This is a genomic window from Dactylosporangium sp. CA-139066, assembly GCF_050936175.1.
Classification (GTDB): domain Bacteria; phylum Actinomycetota; class Actinomycetes; order Mycobacteriales; family Micromonosporaceae; genus Dactylosporangium.
Genome location: NZ_JBNJNH010000001.1, coordinates 9,330,991 through 9,350,535 on the forward strand (window position 1 = coordinate 9,330,991; position 19,545 = coordinate 9,350,535).

The 19,545-nt window shown below is 73.1% G+C and carries 18 protein-coding genes; 7 read left to right on the forward strand and 11 right to left on the reverse strand.

The window, feature by feature from the left end; all coding sequences use genetic code 11:
• Positions 1 to 134: 134 nt before the first annotated feature.
• On the forward strand, positions 135 to 956 hold the full coding sequence (locus ACQEVU_RS42740; protein ID WP_433334114.1) for an alpha/beta fold hydrolase: 822 nt from the start codon (positions 135 to 137) through the stop codon (positions 954 to 956).
• 112 nt (positions 957 to 1,068) lie between these two features.
• Positions 1,069 to 2,001: an FAD-dependent oxidoreductase gene (locus tag ACQEVU_RS42745; protein ID WP_433334116.1), complete on the forward strand. Its 933-nt coding sequence runs from the start codon at positions 1,069 to 1,071 to the stop codon at positions 1,999 to 2,001.
• Positions 2,002 to 2,171: 170 nt separating this feature from the next.
• On the opposite strand, the gene ACQEVU_RS42750 is transcribed toward ACQEVU_RS42745, so the two are convergent.
• From ACQEVU_RS42750 to ACQEVU_RS42765, 4 genes are all read right to left on the reverse strand, one after another.
• On the reverse strand, positions 2,172 to 2,978 hold the full coding sequence (locus ACQEVU_RS42750; RefSeq protein ID WP_433334118.1) for an ABC transporter permease: 807 nt from the start codon (positions 2,976 to 2,978) through the stop codon (positions 2,172 to 2,174).
• The gene (locus tag ACQEVU_RS42755) at positions 2,975 to 3,895 is read right to left on the reverse strand and encodes an ABC transporter ATP-binding protein (protein ID WP_433334120.1); all 921 of its coding nucleotides are present in this window, start codon (positions 3,893 to 3,895) and stop codon (positions 2,975 to 2,977) included. Before ACQEVU_RS42755 ends, ACQEVU_RS42750 begins: the two co-directional genes overlap by 4 nt.
• 107 nt (positions 3,896 to 4,002) lie before the next feature.
• On the reverse strand, positions 4,003 to 4,458 hold the full coding sequence (locus ACQEVU_RS42760) for a hypothetical protein (protein ID WP_433334122.1): 456 nt from the start codon (positions 4,456 to 4,458) through the stop codon (positions 4,003 to 4,005).
• Between the two features lie 83 nt (positions 4,459 to 4,541).
• Positions 4,542 to 5,369: a 3-methyladenine DNA glycosylase gene (locus tag ACQEVU_RS42765; RefSeq protein ID WP_433334124.1), complete on the reverse strand. Its 828-nt coding sequence runs from the start codon at positions 5,367 to 5,369 to the stop codon at positions 4,542 to 4,544.
• 32 nt (positions 5,370 to 5,401) lie between these two features.
• On the opposite strand from ACQEVU_RS42765, the gene ACQEVU_RS42770 reads away from it, so the two are divergent.
• Positions 5,402 to 6,742, forward strand: coding sequence for a PQQ-dependent sugar dehydrogenase (locus tag ACQEVU_RS42770; protein ID WP_433334126.1), 1,341 nt, complete (start codon positions 5,402 to 5,404; stop codon positions 6,740 to 6,742).
• 115 nt (positions 6,743 to 6,857) lie between these two features.
• On the opposite strand, the gene ACQEVU_RS42775 is transcribed toward ACQEVU_RS42770, so the two are convergent.
• The 6 genes from ACQEVU_RS42775 to ACQEVU_RS42800 form a co-directional block, all read right to left on the reverse strand.
• Positions 6,858 to 9,074 (reverse strand): glycogen debranching N-terminal domain-containing protein, encoded by a 2,217-nt coding sequence (locus ACQEVU_RS42775; protein WP_433334128.1) that lies wholly within the window; start codon positions 9,072 to 9,074, stop codon positions 6,858 to 6,860.
• A gap of 9 nt (positions 9,075 to 9,083) precedes the next feature.
• Positions 9,084 to 9,818 (reverse strand): hypothetical protein, encoded by a 735-nt coding sequence (locus ACQEVU_RS42780; RefSeq protein WP_433334130.1) that lies wholly within the window; start codon positions 9,816 to 9,818, stop codon positions 9,084 to 9,086.
• Between the two features lie 204 nt (positions 9,819 to 10,022).
• Entirely contained in the window at positions 10,023 to 10,319 is a 297-nt protein-coding gene (locus tag ACQEVU_RS42785) for a hypothetical protein (protein ID WP_433334132.1), read from the reverse strand.
• A complete protein-coding gene (locus ACQEVU_RS42790; RefSeq protein WP_433334134.1) occupies positions 10,316 to 11,920 on the reverse strand; it encodes a radical SAM protein in 1,605 nt (534 codons plus the stop codon). Before ACQEVU_RS42790 ends, ACQEVU_RS42785 begins: the two co-directional genes overlap by 4 nt.
• Positions 11,917 to 12,294, reverse strand: a complete 378-nt coding sequence (locus ACQEVU_RS42795; protein WP_433334136.1) for a hypothetical protein — start codon at positions 12,292 to 12,294, stop codon at positions 11,917 to 11,919. The genes ACQEVU_RS42790 and ACQEVU_RS42795 overlap by 4 nt, the downstream gene beginning before the upstream one ends.
• Before the next feature lie 141 nt (positions 12,295 to 12,435).
• A complete protein-coding gene (locus ACQEVU_RS42800) occupies positions 12,436 to 13,230 on the reverse strand; it encodes a prolipoprotein diacylglyceryl transferase (protein WP_433334138.1) in 795 nt (264 codons plus the stop codon).
• 1,015 nt (positions 13,231 to 14,245) lie between these two features.
• On the opposite strand from ACQEVU_RS42800, the gene ACQEVU_RS42805 reads away from it, so the two are divergent.
• Positions 14,246 to 15,259, forward strand: coding sequence for an endonuclease/exonuclease/phosphatase family protein (locus ACQEVU_RS42805; RefSeq protein WP_433334140.1), 1,014 nt, complete (start codon positions 14,246 to 14,248; stop codon positions 15,257 to 15,259).
• 143 nt (positions 15,260 to 15,402) lie between these two features.
• Positions 15,403 to 15,891, forward strand: coding sequence for a hypothetical protein (locus ACQEVU_RS42810; protein ID WP_433334142.1), 489 nt, complete (start codon positions 15,403 to 15,405; stop codon positions 15,889 to 15,891).
• A 42-nt stretch (positions 15,892 to 15,933) separates the two neighbouring features.
• On the opposite strand, the gene cimA is transcribed toward ACQEVU_RS42810, so the two are convergent.
• Positions 15,934 to 17,535, reverse strand: a complete 1,602-nt coding sequence (gene cimA, locus ACQEVU_RS42815; RefSeq protein WP_433334144.1) for a citramalate synthase — start codon at positions 17,533 to 17,535, stop codon at positions 15,934 to 15,936.
• A 324-nt stretch (positions 17,536 to 17,859) separates the two neighbouring features.
• On the opposite strand from cimA, the gene ACQEVU_RS42820 reads away from it, so the two are divergent.
• Complete coding sequence (locus ACQEVU_RS42820) at positions 17,860 to 18,390, forward strand: carboxymuconolactone decarboxylase family protein (protein WP_433334146.1); 531 nt, start codon at positions 17,860 to 17,862, stop codon at positions 18,388 to 18,390.
• A gap of 778 nt (positions 18,391 to 19,168) precedes the next feature.
• Entirely contained in the window at positions 19,169 to 19,438 is a 270-nt protein-coding gene (locus tag ACQEVU_RS42825; protein WP_433334148.1) for a hypothetical protein, read from the forward strand.
• The last annotated feature ends 107 nt before the right edge of the window (positions 19,439 to 19,545 follow it).

The window sequence follows — 19,545 nt, forward strand, 5'->3', positions numbered from 1 at the left end:
ACCCGCTGTACGCCGCGACCGGGCGCGAGCGCGCCGATTCCCGCGCGGGCGGGTTTATCTCGGCCCATCGCGGTCAGGCAGCCCAGCGCGAACCGGCCGCAACCGGGACCAGCACCGAGCCGCGAGGAGGCGCCATGCCATTCATCACCACGTCCGACGGTGCCCAGATCTTCTACAAGGACTGGGGGTCGGGCCGGCCCGTCGTGTTCAGCCACGGCTGGCCGCTCAATGCCGACGCCTGGGACGACCAGCTGATGCTGCTCGCCTCGAACGGCTACCGCGCGATCGCCCACGACCGCCGCGGGCACGGCCGGTCCACGCAGACGTGGAACGGCAATGACATGGACACGTACGCCGACGACCTCTCCGAGCTGCTCGACACGCTGGGGCTGAGCAACGCGGTGCTGGTCGGGCACTCCACCGGCGGGGGCGAGGTCACCCGGTACCTCGGCCGCCACGGGACGTCGCGCGTGTCGAAGGCGATGCTCATCGGCGCCGTACCGCCGCTGATGCTCAAGACCGAGGCCAACCCCGAGGGGTCGCCGCGTTCGGTGTTCGACCGCATCCGCGCGGGCCTGGCGGCGGATCGCTCGCAGTACTACCGCGACCTGAGCCTGCCGTTCTACGGCGCCAACCGGCCGGGCAGCACGGTGTCGCAGGGCAAGCGCGACGAGTTCTGGCTGCAGAGCATGGCGGCCGGGCTGAAGGCCGCCTACGACTGCGTCCGGGAGTTTTCGGAGGTGGACTTCACCGAGGACCTGAAGCGGATCGACATCCCGGTCTTCGTCGGGCACGGCGACGACGACCAGATCGTGCCGATCCAGGCCGCCGCGCTCAAGACGGTGCAGCTGCTCAAGGACGCGACGCTCAAGGTGTACCCGGGCGCCTCCCACGGGATCGTCGGCGCCTACGAGGCGGCCTTCAACGCCGACCTGCTCACGTTCGTCCGCGACTGAACGCCGGCGTCGGCGGTGGCCGGCACCGCTCGGCCGCCGGCGCACCCGCCGCTACGTCGCGCGGGCGCCCGCGCGCTTGGACATCCGACCCGGCGGCTGGTTGCCTGGACGCATGGACGACGTGATCGTGCTGGGTGCGGGCGTGATCGGGCTGACCTGCGCGGTGCGGCTGCTGGAGGGCGGCGCCCGGGTGCGGGTCGTGACGGCCGACGAGCCGGCCCGGACGGTGTCCCGGCTGGCCGCGGCGGTCTGGTACCCGACCCGCACCGAGGCCGATCCCCGCGTCCTCGCGTGGGCGCACGAGACCTACGACGAGCTCATGGCGCAGGCGGCCGCCGGCGCGCCGGGCGTCGCGCCCCGCCCGACCCGGATGATCGTCCGCTCCCCGGCCGGCGCGCCGTGGTGGTCCCCCGCCGTGCCGGACTTCGCGGCGCACCCGGGCGAGTGGCGGTTCACCGTGCCTTCGGTGGAGATGCCGGTGTACCTGCCGTGGCTCGCCGACCGCGTCCGCGAGCTCGGCGGCACGGTCACGGCCGCGCGCGTCGGTGCGCTGACCGAGCTGGGCGGCCGGGCGGCGACGCTGGTCAACGCGACCGGGCTCGCGGCGCGCGTCCTCGCGGGCGACGCGGCGGTCTTCCCGGCCCGGGGCCAGGTCGTCGGCGTGGCCAACCCGGGCCTGGTGACGTCGGTGCGTGACGAGGAGCATCCGGACGGCATGACGTACGTGCATCCGCGCTCCCGCGACGTCGTCCTGGGCGGGACGTTCCAGCCGGACGACTGGAACGAAGCGCCGGACCTGGCCACGACCGAGGCGATCCTGCGCCGCTGCGCCGAGCTGGTGCCGGAGCTCGCCGGGGCGCGGCCGCTGTGGGAGGCGGCGGGGCTGCGCCCGGCGCGGCACGGCGGGCCTCGCGTGGAGGCCGATCCCGTGGCGCTCCCGGGCGGCACCCGCCTCGTCCACGCGTACGGCCACGGCGGCGCCGGCGTGACCCTGTCGTGGGGCTGCGCCGCCGAAGTGGCCCGCATCGCGCAGACGGGGCACTGAACGCCGCGCCCGGGCCGACGGCGCGCCCGTGCCGACGCCGCGCCCGGGCCGACGCCGCGCCCGGGCCGACGCCGCGCCCGGGCCGACGCCGCGCCCGGGCCGACGCCGCGCCCGGGCCGACGCCGCGCCCGGGCGGGGCACGTGCCGCCGCCCGAGCGATGGGCCCCGGATCAGGCGTCGCGGGTCTTGAACAGGTACGCGGCCACGGCCAGCAGCAGCACCGTCCAGCCGCCGAAGACCGCGAAGCCCTGCCACTGCGTGAGCAGCGCGTCCGGGGGCAGCGTCGGCTCGAAGATGCGCTGGCCGGCGTTCGTCGGCATCCAGGCGTTGACGTGGGCGCCCCAGCTCCCGGGCAGCAGCCCCGTCAACTGCGACACGATCAGGACCAGGCCGAGCACGGCGGTGATGGCGCCTGCGGTGTGGCGGATGATGGCGCCGAACGCCAGCGAGAACAGGCCCAGCATCGCCATGAACAGGCCGGCCCCGATGACGGAGCGCGTCACGCCCGGGTCGCTCAGGGAGACCGGGATGTGCTCGGCGATGATGGCCCGGCCGAGGAAGAAGGCGGCGAAGGACAGCAGCTCGCCGACGACGAGCATGAGCGCCGCGAACACCAGGATCTTCGCGGCCAGGACGGTCAGCCGGCGCGGCTGGCCCTGCAGGGTGGATCGGATCATGCCGGTCGTGTACTCGGCCGAGATCGCCATCACGCCGAGCACCGCGACCACGAGCTGGGCGATGAAGACGGGGCGGGCGATGACGATCTCGATCGGGTGCTCGCGCAGGTAGCTCTGGCTCCCGGGGTCGGCAGTCGACCACTGGCGCATCACCGCCCAGGCGATGACGGACATCAGCCCGAGCGCGATGCCGGCCATCGCGACGACCGACCACACGGTGGAGCGCACGGTGCGCAGCTTCGTCCACTCCGAGCGCAGCATGCCGGGAAGGCCGGCTCGTGCAAGTACCAAATCCGTCATGGCTTTTCTCCGGGAATGGCGGCGTGGTACTCCACGCTGTCCTTGGTCAACTCCATGAATGCCTGCTCCAGGGACGCCTGCAGCGGCGCGAGCTCGTGCAGGCGGATGCCGTGGTCGAACGCGAGGTCGCCGACGCGCGGGAGCGGCAGCTCCGTGATGAGCAGCGCACCGTCGGGCTCGGGCGCGACCTTGCCGCCGGCGCCGGTGACGAGGGCCGCGAGGCGGGCGGCGTCGGGCGTCCGCGCGCGCACGGCGAGCGCCGAGTTGCGGTCGATGAACTCGCGCACCGTGCAGTCCGCGATCATTCGGCCCCGTCCGATCACGAGCAGGTGGTCGGCGGTGTGCTCCATCTCCGACATGAGGTGGCTGGAGACGAGCACGGTGCGGCCCTCGGCGGCCAGGGAGCGCATCAGGTTGCGGATCCACAGGATGCCCTCGGGATCGAGGCCGTTGACCGGCTCGTCGAACATGAGCACCTTCGGGTCGCCGAGCAGCGCGCCGGCGATGCCGAGGCGCTGGCCCATGCCGAGCGAGAAGCCCTTGGAGCGCTTCCGCGCGACGCCGGTGAGGCCGACGATCTCGAGGACCTCGTCGACGCGGCGGCGCGGCAGGTTGTTGCTCTGGGCCAGGCACAGCAGGTGGTGGTACGCGCTGCGCCCGCCGTGGATGGCCTTGGCGTCCAGCAGCGCGCCGATCTCGCGCATCGGGTTGTCGAGGGTGGCGAACGGGCGGCCGTTGACCGTGACGGCGCCGGCGCTGGGCGCGTCCAGGCCCAGGATCATGCGCATCGTGGTCGACTTGCCCGCCCCGTTCGGGCCGAGGAACCCGGTGACCAGACCGGGGCGGACCATGAACGACAGCCGGTCGACGGCGACCCGTTCGCCGTAGCGTTTCGTGAGGCCGACAGCCTCGATCATGATGGCTTCCTTCCGCTGGCTCGGCCGGCCCCACGCGCGGGCGCCCCCGTCTCAGCGGAACGTACTGGGTGATGCTGTGGCGAGGCTAAGAGTTGCTGTGACGCCCCTCAGCCGCGCGTGTACGTCAGGTCGAAGTCCTTGGCCCACTGGATGCCGTCCTTCGACATCTCCCAGTAGGCGGCGATGCGCTTGCCGTCGGCCGCGACGGTGCCGCTGAAGCGCTGGTTGAAGCCCTCGGCCGCGCGCCAGATGCGCCAGACGCCGGCGTCGAGGTCCATCCCGTACACGCGCAGGACGCCGCGCGCGTCGGAGTACAGCATCGTGAAGGTCTTGCTGCCGTCATCGAAGCCGATGACCGACGTGGTCGGGAACGGCGAGTTGTCGACCCATTCCTTGGGCACGTCCTCCCCCGGCGGGTCCGCGTCCGCGCGCTGCACGAGGAACTCGCCCTCGTCGGCCCACGCAAAGCTCGTCCACCCCCGCATCGTCACCCGGCCGTTCACGGTGGCGGTCATGTCCCACATCCCCAGCAGGGGGCCCAGCCGCCGCCGTACCTCGCTCATCGCCACTCCCCGCGCCCGAGTCCCCGCCGCAACATGAAACCGACTTATACACTAGGCGCGCGCGCCCGGGCTCCACCCTGCGGTCAGTTGCGCACGGCCTCCAGGAGCCTGTCGCACTCGGCGAGAAGGCGCCCGCGCAGCGGCGCTCCCCGCTCGGCGAAGGATCGCTGTGCCTCGACGTATCGCGCCCGCCCCTCGGCGGTCTCGATGCGCACCGGCTCGTAGCCGAGGTCGGCCAGGTCGTAGGGCGAGGCCTGCATGTCCAGCGTGCGGATGTCGCGGGCGAGCTCGAAGCAGTCGGCGACGAGCTCGGCCGGCACGAGCGGGGCGAGCTTGTACGCGTGCTTGTACAGGTCCATGTTGGCGTGCAGGCAGCCCGGCTGCTCGTTGGCCACCTGGGTCTCCCGGGTCGGCTGCAGCAGGTTCAGCGGCCGCGCGGGCGCGGTGTAGAAGCGGAACGCGTCGAAGTGACTGCAGCGGATGCGGCTGGCCTCGACGACCGCGTCCGTGCCGCGCGCGCCCAGGCGCAACGGCCAGGCGTTGTGCCGGATCTCGTCCTGGCTCTGGCGGTACACCATCGCCCACTCGTGCAGGCCGAAGCAGCCCAGGTGCGGCGACCGCGCGGCGGTGGCGGCGAGCAGCTCACGTATCCACGCGATCGCGTCCGCGCGCTGCGGCGGCACCGTCGCCGCCTCCGTGCCCGATTCGGCGAGCGCGACGCCCGCGCCCGGGTGCCAGCGGCGCAGCTGCGCGGGCCGGTACGAGTAGTACGTGAACAGGAAGTCCTCGACCGGATGCTTGCGCCCGAGCCGGCGTCGGGCGAGGTGCGGCTCGATCCAGGCGTCCACCCGCGCCTCGTGGGCGGCGCGGCGCGCCTCCCAGGTCGGCCGGTCCAGAACGATGAGCTGCACCGCTCAAGCTTACGGAGGGTACCGTCGGCGCCATGCGCAAGCTTTGGGCAACGCTGATGGCCTGCTCGCTGACCCTCGCGGCGTGCACGGACGAGCCGACGGGCCCGGCACAGTCCGCCCCCGCGCGGCCGCAGAGTGCGCCGCCGTCCGCCTCGCCGGCGCCGGGGCTCGGCCAGCCGACCCGGGTCAAGGTGGACGTGCCACCCGCGCTCGCGTCCGCGCCGTTTGATCGCGAACGGTACCTCCAGTTGCCGGCCGGCTGGACCGCGTCGGTCTACGCCCGCATCGACAAGGCGCGCTTCATGACGCTGACGCCCAGCGGCGACCTGCTCGTGTCGCAGCCGGGCGCCGGCACGGTGCAGCTCGTGCGCGCGGGCGCGGTCACGGAGTTCGCCGGCGGCCTGCGCCAGCCGCACGACATGGTGTTCGCGCCGTTGAACGGCCAGATGTACCTCTTCATCGCCGAGTCCAACCGCGTGGTGCGCTACCCCTACGCCAACGGCGACCTCAAGGCCCACGACGGCCAGGTCGTGGTCGACGGGCTGCCCGACACCAGCACGCCCGAGCTGCACGGGACGTACGCGCACGTGCTCAAGAACATCGCGGTGCGCGGCGAGACGCTGTACGTGTCGATCGCCTCCACCTGCAACGCCTGCGTGCAGGACACCGTCAGCGACCCGCAACGGGCCACGATCTACACGTACGCCGCGACGGGCACCAACGCCGCGCGGCACCTCCTGGCCCGCGGCATCCGCAACGCGGAGGGCCTCGCGTTCCGCCCCGGCACCGACGAGCTGTGGATCGTCGTCAACAACCGCGACAACACCCTCGTGCCGGACGACCGCGACGTCGACGGCGACGGCCAGTCCGACAAGGGCAAGCGGATGGCGCAGTTCGTCGACGACTACCCGCCGGAGGAGTTCATCAAGGTCCGCGACGGCGGCTTCTACGGCTGGCCGTTCTGCAACCCCAACAGCGACAACGGCCTGCGCAACATGCCGTTCCTGCGCGACTACGAGCTCAACCGCGACGGGCAGAAAGCCGACTGCGCCAAGGCCGACCCGATCGACCTGGGCCTGCCGCCGCACAGCGCCCCGCTGGGCCTGACGTTCTTCAACGGGGCGGCGATCGTGCCGCTGCACGGATCGTGGAACCGTACGAAGCCGGCCGGATACAAGGTGTTGTACGTCCCGTGGACCGCGTCCGGGCCGGGCGACCCGGTGGACCTGGCGACCGGCTTCGTTGACCCGGACGGCAAGTGGTGGGGCCGTCCCGTCGATGCCGCGGTGGACACCGACGGGACGCTGCTGATCAGCGACGACGGCAGCGGGACCGTGCTGCGCCTGACGCCCCCGCGCGGTAGCGCCGGCTAGTCCAGCCGACCGCCGCCGCGGCATCTGCGGTGCCGCGCGGGGGCGCCGGCCGGCCCGGCGGCGTCGATGTCACCGTGTACGGTCCCGCGCCCGCGCGGGTCGCTCAGGGCCGCCGCTAGCTCGGGCGGGCGATGCGGGCCGGCGAGCCGTCGGCGTTGTGGAACGTCACGCCGACGGGTCCATTGTGGATCGTGAGCTCGCCGGCCGCGGTGACGCTCACGTCGAGCTCGCCGTCGGCGACCTTGAGCCCGCGCACCCGGAACGCGCCGACCGGCGACGGGGCGAGCGGCGCGAACGTGATGCGGCCCGCGGGCACGTCGACCTCGAGCCCGAGCAGCGCGGTCAGGATCGCCGGCCCGGCCGCGGCAGACCACGCCTGGGGCCGGCACGCCGTCGGGTACGGGGTGGCCAGGTCGTCCCCGCCGTACAGCTCGGGAAGGCGGTAGTCGAACCGCTCGGCCGCGGCCAGCAGCGCCGCGATGACGGCCGACGCCTCCACCTGGTGCCCGTCGCGCGCCAGACCGAGCAAGGCGATCGCGTTGTCGTTCGGCCAGACGGAGCCGAGGTGATAGGCCAGGAAGTTGTACCCCGCCGACGCCGCCGAGACCGTACGCACCCCGAACGGCGAGCGAAGCCCGGCGAGGCGCTCGGCCACGGCGGCACTCTCTTCCGGCGTGAGCAGCCCGGTGCCGAGCAGGTGACCCATGTTGGAGGCGAGGAGGTCGACCGGTTCGCCCGCGCCGTCAAGCGCGATCGCCGGGTAGCCGCCGGGTGTCCAGAACCGCGCGCGGAAGCGGTCGGCGAGGTCGTGCGCCCACTCGCGCCATCGCTTCGCTTCGCCGGCCGCGTCGTACGCCCCCTCGCCAGCATCGCCGGGCGCCACGTCGCTCGCGGCGTCGGGGAACTGTTCGAGCAGCCACGCGGCGTCCAGGGCGGCGCGGTACGAATAGGCCTGGACCTCGCACAGCGCGACCGGGCCCCGCGCGGGGCGGCCGTCGGCGTGCTGGACGGCGTCGCCGGAGTCCTTCCAGCCCTGGTTGGTGAGGCCGGCGCCGGTGGTGACGTACGAGACGAAGCCGTCATGGCGCGTCAGCCACTCCATGGCCCGCCACACGTTGGGCATGAGCGCACGCACGGTCGCCGCCGGCATGCCCCATCGGTAGGCGTCGGCGACGAGGCTGAGGAACAGCGGCGTCGCGTCGACGGTGCCGTAGTAGACGGGCGGGAACGTGTGCCCGGTGCCGGCGTGGCGGACCTCGTGCAGGATGCGGCCCGGCTCCTCCTCCGTCTCCGGGTCGTGCCGGGCACCCTGACGGGCCGCCAGGGCGCGCAGGGTGCCGGCCGCGATGTCGTGGCCGAGCGGCAGGGCGAGGCGGGCGGACCAGAGGGCGTCGCGGCCGAACAAGGTCAGGTACCAGGGGCTGCCGGCGGCGTAGTACGCCTCCGCGCCGTCGGTGCGGCGCAGCGCGTCGAGGTCCTGGACGCTCGCGCGCACGAGCGCGTCCAGGCGGCGGTCGTCGGCCGCTACGCGGAGGGTGCTGAACCGCTTCGGGCGCGCGATCGGCGGCCGGTCCGTGCGGGTGATGCGCAGTTCGGCGGTCCAGCTGCCGCGCGCGGGCACGGTGACCCGCCAGCGCAGCGTCGCCTCGGCCCCGGCCATCGGCTCGGCACTGCTGCCGGCCTCGGCCTCCGTGCTTGCCTCCGCGCCGGCATCCGGCTCCGTGTTGGCAGCCGCGCCCGCGCGGGCATCCGGCTCCGGCTTCGCGGCCGGGCGCCTGCCCGCGCGGTCGGGCGTTTCGGTATGCGCGGTGATCGCGGCCGGTGGGGTTGTTTGGATGCGTACGGACATCCCGTCGGGCGAGCGCCAGTCGAGGACCTCCGGCGGCTCGGTCGCGGGGGTGTCGCGCTCGGGGGCGTGGGGGCGGGCGTTTCGGATGTCGCCCAGGGGGGCGAAGTCGGTGGCGGCGTGTACCTCCAAGTCGACCGTGATCTCGGCGTGGGAGGCGTTGGACAGGGTGATGCTCTCCGTGCCGCCGGACGGCTCGGCGAGGCGGCGACGCAAGAGGGTGAGGGCGGGGCTGCCGGTGGGGGGAGGCTGTTGCGGTACCGAGGAAAAAATGGCTGAGGCGGCACCCGTGCGGTGTGTTGCGAGCGGCGCCGGCTCCACGGCGGACACCGTGACCACGAGGCGTGACAGGACGCGGCGGTCCTCCACGTAGAGGCCGTCCACGCCGCCGCTCAGCTGGCCGGAGGGAGGCGACAGCCACGTCGCGGGGGCGGCAACGCAGGTGACATGGTCGTGCAGGTACGGCTGCGGCATCTCGTTCCTCATGCTCGGCGATCAGCCGCCGATGACGTTGACCGCGCGGGCCACCACCAGGAGCACCGTCACCAGCGAGATGACCGATTCGGCGACCATCAGCATTTTCGCCCACGCCGACATCGGCAGGGTGTCGGTCGGGCTGAACGCGGTCGCGTTGGTGAAGGCCAGGTAGAAGTAGTCAAAGAAGCCGGGTTCCCAGTCGTGGTGCGCCAGCTCGGGGACCTGCATCTGGGTGAAGAGGAAGTCGGGGTGCGGGGATTCCCCGTCCGCGCGGGCGCCGGGGCCTCCGCGGTCGCCCTCCCAGAACCACAGGGCGAACACGATGACGTTCGTGAGCCAGATCGCGGCGCCCCAGAGCAGGAGATGGGCGGGCGGTACCTCGCCGTGGGTCTGGGCGAACAGGGCGCGCACCAGCAGGCCGACCGACCAGGCGGTGACGACGGTCAGCAGGGCCGCGAGGCCGATGCTCAGCGGGCGCGCGATGCGGGTCCGGCGGTTGATCCGCAGCGGGTTGACCGCAACGATGCTGATCAGCAGGGCGCTCTCGAGGCCCGGGAGCATCCAGCGTGGGTGCGGCGCCAGGTCGGGCGGCAGGACCAGGTGAATGAAGATGGCGACCGCGATGGCGAGAGCGGCGGGCCAGCGCTGCTCCGCCTCCGTGCGGCGGAGCCAGCCGGGCAGCTGGGCGGCCGGTTTCTCCGGTTTCGGCGAACCGTTCGGACCCAGGTCCAGCGCGGGCGGGAGGTCACTCACGGCAGCCAACCGTAGACCTGCCGTCGCGCGGGGGCCAGCGTGGATTGCCGTGTGGCGCATGGACCGTTTCCGCGCCGCGCGCGGCTGGACGCGGGCGCGGAGGCGCGGGCGCGGAGGCGCGGGCGCGGAGGCGCGGGCGCGGGCGCGGAGGCGCGGGCGCGGGCGCGGAGGCGCGGGCGCGGGCGCGGAGGCGCGGGCGCGGGCTTAGGTGAACAAGGCGTAGATGCGCCACGCGATCGCGGCAGTGCCGGCCAGTGCCAGGACGGCCAGATACGCCAGGACCAGGCGGGTGTCGCGCAGGACGCACTTCGAACGGGTCAGGCCCTTGCGGCGGGCGCGCACGTAGCCGGCGAAGCCGAGCAACGCGAAGCCGACGACCGCGACCGGGCCCAGGAGCCACGCCAGGGCGGCGATCGTGGCGTAGATGCACAGGCGGAGCGGGTCGTACGGGGCCGAGGCGGCCGGCGCGGCCGCACCCGGCGGAGTGGGTGGGGTCGTCACGGGGTGGCCTCCGCGGTGGCGGCGCGTGGGGACAGGGGCAGGAGCGGGCGCGTCGCGCGGGGCAGGCGCTGGGCGGACAGGGCCGGCCAGGCCTGGACGGCGCAGAACGGGGCGCACTGGTGTTGCGGGGCCGGCGCGTCCTCGCGGCGCGTGGCTACGTGGACGCAGCACTGCAGGAGGCGTTCCTCGATCATCGTGTGCAGATCCATGAAGGGCTTCACGGTGATGCGCTTGACGCGCTCGCCGAGCATCTTGCGCAGGCGGTTGCGGCCGCCCGGGAGCGAGGACGACACCAGGGTCGTGAGGGTGGAGATGCCGAGGTCGCAGTTCTCGCAGATGTCGCGCCACAGGGAGCCCACGTCCGGGTGGGACAGGGACGACTGCTCGGACAGCAGGCCCAGCAGAGAGTCCTTCACCGCGGTGCGCAGAGCGGCGGGGAGCTGGATGTCGGCGATGCGGTTGGCCACCAGGTCCGGGGCGAGATCCAGGAACGACAGGAGGCGGTCGTGGCCGATCAGGGCCGTCATCGACCGCCACTGGCCCGCGTCGTCGCGCAGCATGTAGCCGACCGAGCAGCAGTGCGGGTGGGAGCACGGCAGGGCGGTGAGGTCGCGCCAGGTGACCAGGTCGCCGGTCTGGGGGCCGAGGCGCGCCAGGACGCCCGTGTGGGTCAGGCGGTTCATGGGGTCGATCGGGCCCGAACGGCCCGAGCCGAACTGGGGCTGCAGGGAGACACCGCCGACGTACGGGGTGTCGAGGGCGCGCTTGATCACGGCGCCGATCTCGTCGTCGTTGACGCCCAGCGCGCAGGTCATCGTCAGGGTGGTGAAGATGCCGCGCGCGGAGAGGCGTTCGACGGCCTGGTCCTTGAGGCGGCGCAGGTCGGCGCCGCGGTGGTGGCGGGCGGCGCGCTCGGAGACGCCGTCGTACTGCAGGTAGACCTCCACCCGCTCCCGGTGCCGGGTGAGCAGGTCCAGCAGCGCGTCGTCGCGGGCGATGCGCACCCCGTTGGAGTTGATGAGGATGCGGATGACGTTGCGCGCGGAGACCTCGTCGAGGAGCTGTTCCAGCCACGGGTAGAGGGTCGGTTCGCCGCCGGAGAGCATGAGCACGTCGATGCGGCCGTTCTCGCGCTCCAGCTTCGTGTCCACGCTGGCGAGGACGTCGGCCAGGGGTACCGCGCCCTCCACCGCCGGCGACGAGTCCGTGAAGCACGTCGGGCAGCGCAGGTTGCAGCTGTCGGTGAGGTCGGCGAGCAGGATGCAGGTGTGCTGCGTCTGCATCTCGGGCAGGCCCGCCAGGTACGCGGACGGGACGGGGGCGAAGTTGCCGGCCACGTCGGGGACGTGGGTCTTCGTGGGGGCGGTCCACTGTTCGAGGTACCGCAGAATCTCCGGCTCCTCGTCATAGAGGGTGCGGACGAGGCCGTGGCTCGGGCACCCGCGCTCGAGCCAGATCCGGCCGTCCCGTTCGGCGAGCCAGCCGGAGAGGCGCTGGACGTTCTGCAGTGGACGGTCCGGCGCCTCGGTCGCGCAGGCCGGGCAGAACGCGTTGACGTAGCGGTGGATGCGGTCGCCGCGCAGCTGCATTCCGGAGGTCATAGCTGTCCTTGGTTGACGAGGGCCAGGCACACGCCGATGCCGACGACGGGGAAGACCAGGACGGTGACGCCCCAGCCGATAAGTATTCCGAGGCCGATGCCGCGGTCGCGGCGCGCGATCCACACGATGCCGACGATGAGGCAGGCGATGAACAGCAGGACCTGCAGCAGGATCTCGAGGTACACGCCGATGAGGGCGTTCTCGGAGTTGCTGCTCTGGCCGCCGATGTACACCGCCAGGACGCCGAGGAGGATCGCGACGACCTGGCCGAGGAACGCGAAGCCGATGCCGGCGAACACACGTCGCGTGCGGATCGGGCGCTCAGGGCCGGGCGGTGGCGGGACGGTCCAGCCTTGCTGGGGCGGCAAGCTCACCTCAGCTCCTCCAATTCGTTCGGGACCTCACGGTTTTCGTTCGGGCCCCCACGTTCCGGTCGCGGGGTCGTTCGGGGCCTCACGTGGCGGCCTGCGCTTCGTTCGGGCCCCCACGTTCCGGTCGCGGGGGCGTTCGGGGCCTCACGTGGCGGCCTGCGCTTCGTTCGGGACCTTACGGTCGCGGGCGCGACCGCGCGCGTGGCGCCACGCGAAGCGGGTCGCGGTCAGCGGCAACAGGGCGAGCAGGAACAGCTGGGAACGGGTCAGGCCCGCCCACACGACCTCGTTGCCGCGGACGAACTCGACGCCGAAGCGGAACGCGGCGTACGCGGCGAGGTAGAGCGTGAAGAGACGCCCGGGCGCGGTGACGCGCCCGCGCAGGGCGAGCAGGGTCGCGGAGGCCGCGAGGTGGAAGAGGATTTCGTACGCGAACGAGGGGTGCAGCGGCACGCCGGCCGGCACGTGCATGGCCGCGGCGTGCGCGGCGTCGAGCCGGATGCCCCACGGCAGGCTCGTCGGGGTGCCCGGCGGCTCGGCGAGGAAGCAGCCGATGCGGCCGACCGCCATGCCCGCGGCGACGGCGGGGGCGAACAGGTTGCCGGTCTTGTGCGGGTAGCCGCTGATCCGTTTGCCGAGCAGCGCGCCCAGATAGGCGCCGAGGAGCCCCGAGAGGATGCTGCGGTTGCCGTACGCCCACTGCTCCAGCAACGGCGCGTTGTCCCTGAGGTCGAGGTGCTGCGCCCAGGTGCCCAGGCGGGCCAGGAGCGCGCCGCCGACGAGGGCGCCGGCCAGCACGTACCAGAGCCGCTCGTCCTGTGCGTTGCGGCGGCGGATCTCCCACAGCAGCACGAGCGCGGCGACCCCGATGCCGAGCGCCACGAACACGTCGTGGGACAGGATCGCTACTGGGCCGATCCGCGCGATCACCGGGTACACGGAAGCCGAGCCTAGTGGTACACGGGCGCGTCGTGCGGCTCTTCTGCGCTGGCCGAACGGCCACGCCCGCGTCCGCGCGGGTGGGGCCGCGAGGGCGCGGCGCGGGGGCGCGGGCGCGAGGGCGCGGCGCGGGGCGCGGGCGCGGAGGGCGCGGGGGCGCGGGCGCGGCGGCACGGCGCCGGGGCGCGGGGCGAGGGCGCGGCGCGGGGGCGCGGGCGCGAGGGCGCGGCGCGGGGGCGCGGGCGCGGAGGGCGCGGGGGCGCGGGCGCGGCGGCACGGCGCCGGGGCGGGGCGCGGGGCAAGGGCGCGGCGCGGGGGCGCGGGCGCGAGGGCGCGGGCGCGAGGGCGCGGGCGCGGAGGGCGCGGCGCGGGCGCGGAGGGCGCGGGCGCGGAGGGCGCGGTGGCACGGCGCCGGGGCGCGGCCCGGGCGCGGGCGCGGACGCGAGGGCGCGGCGCGGGGCGCCGGCGCGGGAGGCGCGGGGGCGCGGACGCGAGGGCGCGGCGCGGGGCGCGGACGCAAGGGCGCGGCGCGGGGCGCCGGCGCAGGAGGCGCGGGGGCGCGGGAGGCGCGGGGGCGCGGGAGGCGCGGGGGCGCGGGAGGCGCGGGGGCGCGGGAGGCGCGGGGGCGCGGTGGCACGGCGCCGGGGCGCGGCCTCGGGCGCGGGCGCGGACGCGAGGGCGCGGCGCGGGGCGCGCGAGGGCGCGGAACGGCGACGGCGCGAGGGCGCGGCGCGAGGGCGCCCGCCACGTAGGCACGCCGCGAACCACGGCCAACAAGCCTGAGCCGCGCCCAACAACCGCGAGCCGCACCCAAGCGACGCAAGCCGCGGCCAACAGGCAAACCGCCGCCAGCGAGGCAAATGCGGCTACCAAGGCAAGTACGGCCAGTGGCGCAACCCCTGCCAGCAAGGCAAACCACAACCAGTAACGCAAACCGCGGCCACCGAAACATCACCCGCGGGCGACGAGGACGACAAGTCACAGAACGGTTGCACGGGTCGCATACCCTGGCGGGATGGTCACCACGGAGGACACCCTGCCGTTGCTGCCTGCGAAGCCGCCCCGGCGACGGCGGCGCTGGTGGTCGGCCGTGGTCTGGCTCATGGCCGTGCCGTTCGTGATCTGGGCTGCCGCTCGTGTGCTGGGGCTGGACAGCGGCTTTCCCGCGGTACAACTTATCGCCTTCACACCATATGTCGCGGCCGCGTCGCTGGTGCCGCTGGTGGTGGCCGTCCTGACCAAGCGGCTGTGGCCCGCCGTGGTCACGGCGGTGGCGACGATCGCGCTCGCGGCCTGTGTGCTGCCGCGGTGGATCTCGGACTCCGGCACGGAGCCGGACGGGGGGACCGTCATCCGGGTCATGAGCGTGAACATGCTCATGGGCGGGGCGGACCCGAAGACGATCGTGGACCTGGTCAAGCAGTACGACGTGGATCTGGTGGCGTTCCAGGAGTACACGGCGGAGGCCAAGGCCGCGCTCGCGCAGACCGGGCTGGAGGCCGTGTTGCCCAACGCGGTGTCGTACCCGCGGCCGGGCGTGACAGGGTCGGCGGTGTACAGCCGGTTCCCGGTGTCGGATCTCGGGTACCGCGAGTTCCCGTCGAGCTTCGGGCAGGCGCAGGCGGCGGTGCGGGTGCCGGGGGCCGTCGACGTGCGGGTGGAGTCGGTGCATCCGTGCGCGCCGTCCAACTCGCGCGGGGCCGGGTGCTGGGAGCGCGACATCGTGCAGGAGCCCGCGGCCACGCCCGGCGGGGCCGTGAACCTGCTCATCGGGGACTTCAACGCGACGCTGGACCACGAGAAGTTCCGGGCGGTGCTGGACAAGGGGTACCGGGACGCGGCCGACGTGGTGGGGGCCGGGTTCGAGGCCTCCTGGCCGTACGACGAGCGGTGGTTCATCCCGGGCGTGACGCTCGACCACGTGGTGGCGGACAAGCGGGTGGGCGTGCGCAAGGTGTCGGTACACCTCATGCCGAACAGCGACCACAAGGCGGTGTTCGCGGAACTGGTCCTGCCGAAAGCCCAGTAGACCACGGCGAAAACGCCGAAAAAGGGCCAACGGCGGAAGCCGGGCGAAGGCGTACCTCCGGCTATGCGCGGTTCGTTGGCCGGGAGTACCTTCACGTACGGATCGGGCCCCCGCCCGAAACGGAACCACGTTGGAGCAGATGGGTGACACGAACGTTCCGCGGCCTCGCGCTTGCCATCGCCGTGGCGCCGCTCATCCTGGGCGCGGCCGGCTGCTCGGACGACAAGGCGGACAACAAGTCCGAGTCGGCGTCCGATCGGCCAACGGTGGAGGTGACCGCACAGCCGCAAGACGTGCAGTCGGCGCAGGTGGCGGCCGAGCAGGTGTTCGACAACCTGTCGGAGGGCGACTGGGCCGGGGCCTACGACTTGTGGACTGACAGCGCCAAGACGGCGATCGGCAAGGACGCGTACATCGACCTGGTGGCGACCTGCACGGGGCAGCAGGGTCAGTATCAGGTCACGGGCGTGACGCCGGTCGACGACAAGACCGCGACGATCAAGTGGTCGCACACCCCGGCGGGCGGGGCGGCGACGACCGGGTCGAGCACCGTGAAGTACCAGAACGGGACCTGGCGCTTCGAGCCCGACCCGGCGGCGCTCGCGGCGTACAAACAGAACAAATGCCCGTAGCAAGGCAGGAAAAAGGGGGCCCGCGGGCCCCCTTTCACACGTTCAGACCCGCACCTGATGCGCCAGCCCGTAGCTGAGGGCGTCGACGAGCGCCTGCCAGCTGGCCTCCACGACGTTCTCGTGCACCCCGACGGTGGTCCAGTCGGTGCCGGTCGCGTGGGTCTCCACGAGCACGCGGGTGACCGCGCCCGTGCCGTGGCTGCCCTCGAGGATGCGGACCTTGTAGTCGGCGAGCTGGAAGCGGCCGAGCTCCGGGTAGTGGCGCGTGAGGGCGACGCGCAGCGCCTCGTCGAGGGCGTTGACCGGGCCGTTGCCCTCGGCGGTGGCGATGACCCGCTCCCCGCGGACGCGCACCTTCACGGTCGCCTCGGAGACCACGGCGCCGTCCTCGCGGTGCTCGACCAGGACCCGGTACGACTCCAGCGCGAACGGCTTGGGCAGCGCGCCCTCGGCGAGCTCGGCGCGGGCCAGCAGCTCGAACGAGGCGTCGGCGGCCTCGAACGACCAGCCGCGGGCCTCGAGCTCCTTGACCCGGTTCGTGACCCGGGACAGGGCGTCGGGATTGCCGGCCAGGTCGACACCGAGCTCGCGCGCCTTGAGCTCGATGCTGGCCCGGCCGGCCATCTCGGTGACGAGGATCCGCATGTCGTTGCCCACGACGACCGGGTCGATGTGGTTGTACAGCAGCGGATCCACTTTGATCGCGCTCGCGTGCAGGCCCGCCTTGTGAGCGAACGCTGACGACCCGACGTAGGCCTGGTGGGTGTCGGGTGCGATGTTGGCGATCTCGGCGATGGAATGCGCGACGCGCACCATCTGCTCGATGCACCCGTCCGGTAGGACCGGCATACCGAGCTTGAGCTGGAGGTTGGCGACGACGGCGAACAGGTCGGCGTTGCCGGGGCGCTCGCCGTAGCCGTTGGCGGTGCACTGGAAGTGCGGCACGCCGGCCTCGACGGCGGCGACGGTGTTCGCGACCGCGCACGAGGTGTCGTTCTGACAGTGGATGCCGAGGCGGGCGACCGCGTCCTCGGGCGTGATGCCGAGCGCGACGGCGAGCCGCTCGCGTACCTCGGTGATCGCCCGGGTGATCAGCGACGGCAGCATGCCGCCGTTGGTGTCGCACAGCACGGCCGCCTCCGCGCCGGCCTCGAGGGCGGCCGCGACGACGCCGGCGGTGTACTCCGGGTTGAACCGGTACCCGTCGAAGAAGTGCTCGCAGTCGAGGAAGACGCGGCGCCCCTCGCCGACGAAGTACGCGACGCTGTCGCGGACCATCGCCAGGTTCTCCTCGGGCGTGGTCCGCAGCGCGCGCTCGACATGGCGCAGGTCGGACTTGGCCACGAGCGTCACGGCGGGCGTCTCGGCGTCGAGCAGGGCGCGGATCTGGGGGTCGTCCTGCGCGCGGACGCCGGCTTTGCGGGTGGAGCCGAACGCCACGAAGACGGCATGCTTGAGGTCGAGCTCGGTGCGGGCTCTGCGGAAGAACTCGGTGTCCTTCGGCATCGCCCCTGGCCAGCCGCCCTCGATGAAGCCGACGCCGAACTCGTCGAGCAGCCGCGCGACGGCGAGCTTGTCGACGACGGAGTAGCTGATCGCCTCGCGCTGGGCCCCGTCGCGCAGCGTCGTGTCGTACACCTGCATGGTTGCTCCTAATGGCGGGAAGAGGGCGGAAGCTCGGCGGGACCAACAAAAAGACCCCTCGCGAAATGCGAGAGGTCTGCGCGGCCAGCGGAGGGATGCTGGGCGCGCTAGGGGCCAATAATGAGCCGAGTCACGTTCGGTAGCTTGCCACGCACGACCGTCTCGTGACACGTGATTCCGGATTTTGAGATCCGGGGTGATCTGCTTCACGATTCACCCTGTTCGTCACGTCCCTGTAACGAGGACACGGCAAGGTTGGAGTCGGTCAAGGGAGCGCCGCACCGTGCGGGGCTCCGATCACCGTTGGTGAGGGGGTGAGTTCCGATGTCCATGGCGACGCTGAAGGCGGCCCTGCCGGCCTACGCACGCGACCTCGAGCTCAACCTCGACTCGGTGCTCGCCGGCGACCTGCTGGACGAGCAGCGACTGTGGGGCGCCGCGCTGGCCTGCGCGATGACGACCCGCAGCGCCTTGGTGATCCGCAACATCGCCGACGAGGCCGGCACGCACCTCAAGCCGGAGGCCGTCGAGGCCGCCAAGGCGGTCGCCTCGCGCATGGCGATCCACAACGTCTACTTCCGCGCCAAGCACCTGATCGGTGACGAGGCCTACCAGCACCTGCCCGCGCGCCTGCGCCGCCAGGTGACCTCCGCGCCCGGGGTCGGCACCGCCGACGTCGAGGCGTGGTCCATTGCAGTATCCGCGATCACCGGGTGCGGGGTGTGCCTGGAATCGCACGAAAGATCGGCTCGCGGTGCAGGGGTGTCCCGGGAGTCGATCGACGAGGTGTTGCGCGTCGCCGCGGTTGTTCACGCGCTGGCGGTAACCCTCGATGCAGAGGCGGCTTCCTACTAGGAGCTTTCCTCTTGTACGGGTGTCGGAGTGGCGGCTCCGGCACCCGTACGCATTTCCAGACCATTTTTTGCACAGAGCTACCGCGACGTCCGTCGTGGGCGCGATCCGTGACTCCCGGGCCTGCGGCGTCCGCGCCCAGCCCGACATGTCGGGCGCTCCGCGCCCACCGGCGCCCGCGCCCAGCAGCGCCCGCACCCAGCGCGACATGTCGGCCACTCCGCGCCACGGGCGCCCGCACCCAGCAGCGCCCACGCCCAGCGCGACACGTCGGGCGCTCCGTGCCACGGGCGTCCGCGCCCAGCGGCATCCGCGCGCAGCCCGGCATCTCGGGCGCTCCGCGCAACGGGCGCCCGCGCCCAGCAGCGCCCGCGCCCAGCAGCGCCCGCGCCCAGCAGCGCCCGCGCCCAGCAGCGCCCGCGCCCAGCAGCGCCCGCGCCCAGCAGCGCCCGCGCCCAGCAGCGCCCGCGCCCAGCAGCGCCCGCGCCCAGCAGCGCCCGCGCCCAGCAGCGCCCGCGCCCAGCAGCGCCCGCGCCCAGCAGCGCCCGCGCCCAGCAGCGCCCGCGCCCAGCAGCGCCCGCGCCCAGCCCGACATGTCGGGCGCTCCGCGCCACGACATGTCGGATTTATACCCCGTCCGGCGATTTCCAGCGACTCACCGCCACAGCCGGGCCGACCGGTAACTCGACCGTGCAATTTGCGCACAGCAGGTCTGCGCCCACGGGCGGCCGGCGGCTACCGTTGCGCTCAGGACATCGTCCCGGACCAAAGTGGGGGCAAGATGATCGACCCAGTGCCGCTGGAGCCGAGCGAGCCGCCGGTCGACCCGCCGCTCGGCTGCGCCGACCCGATGCTGTGGCGCGTCGCGCGGGCCCTGCACGACGCGCACCGCCCGAGGACCGACAACTTCTGCGAGTGCAAGGCGTTCTGGCCGTGCCCGGACGCACAGCTGGCCGAGGAGGCGCTGCAGCTCGCGTATGACAGACCGGCGCCGCGCCCCTCCCGGACGGGTGCGGGGCGCGGCGCCAACCTGGGCCGCTGGTCGGCCTGAAGCCCGACGAAAGCGAAATATCCGGTCTGTCAGAATCCACGCCCCGCGGACAGCTCACGCCGCTTTGTGAAGAAACGGTTACAGACCGCCAATACACAAACCGCCAA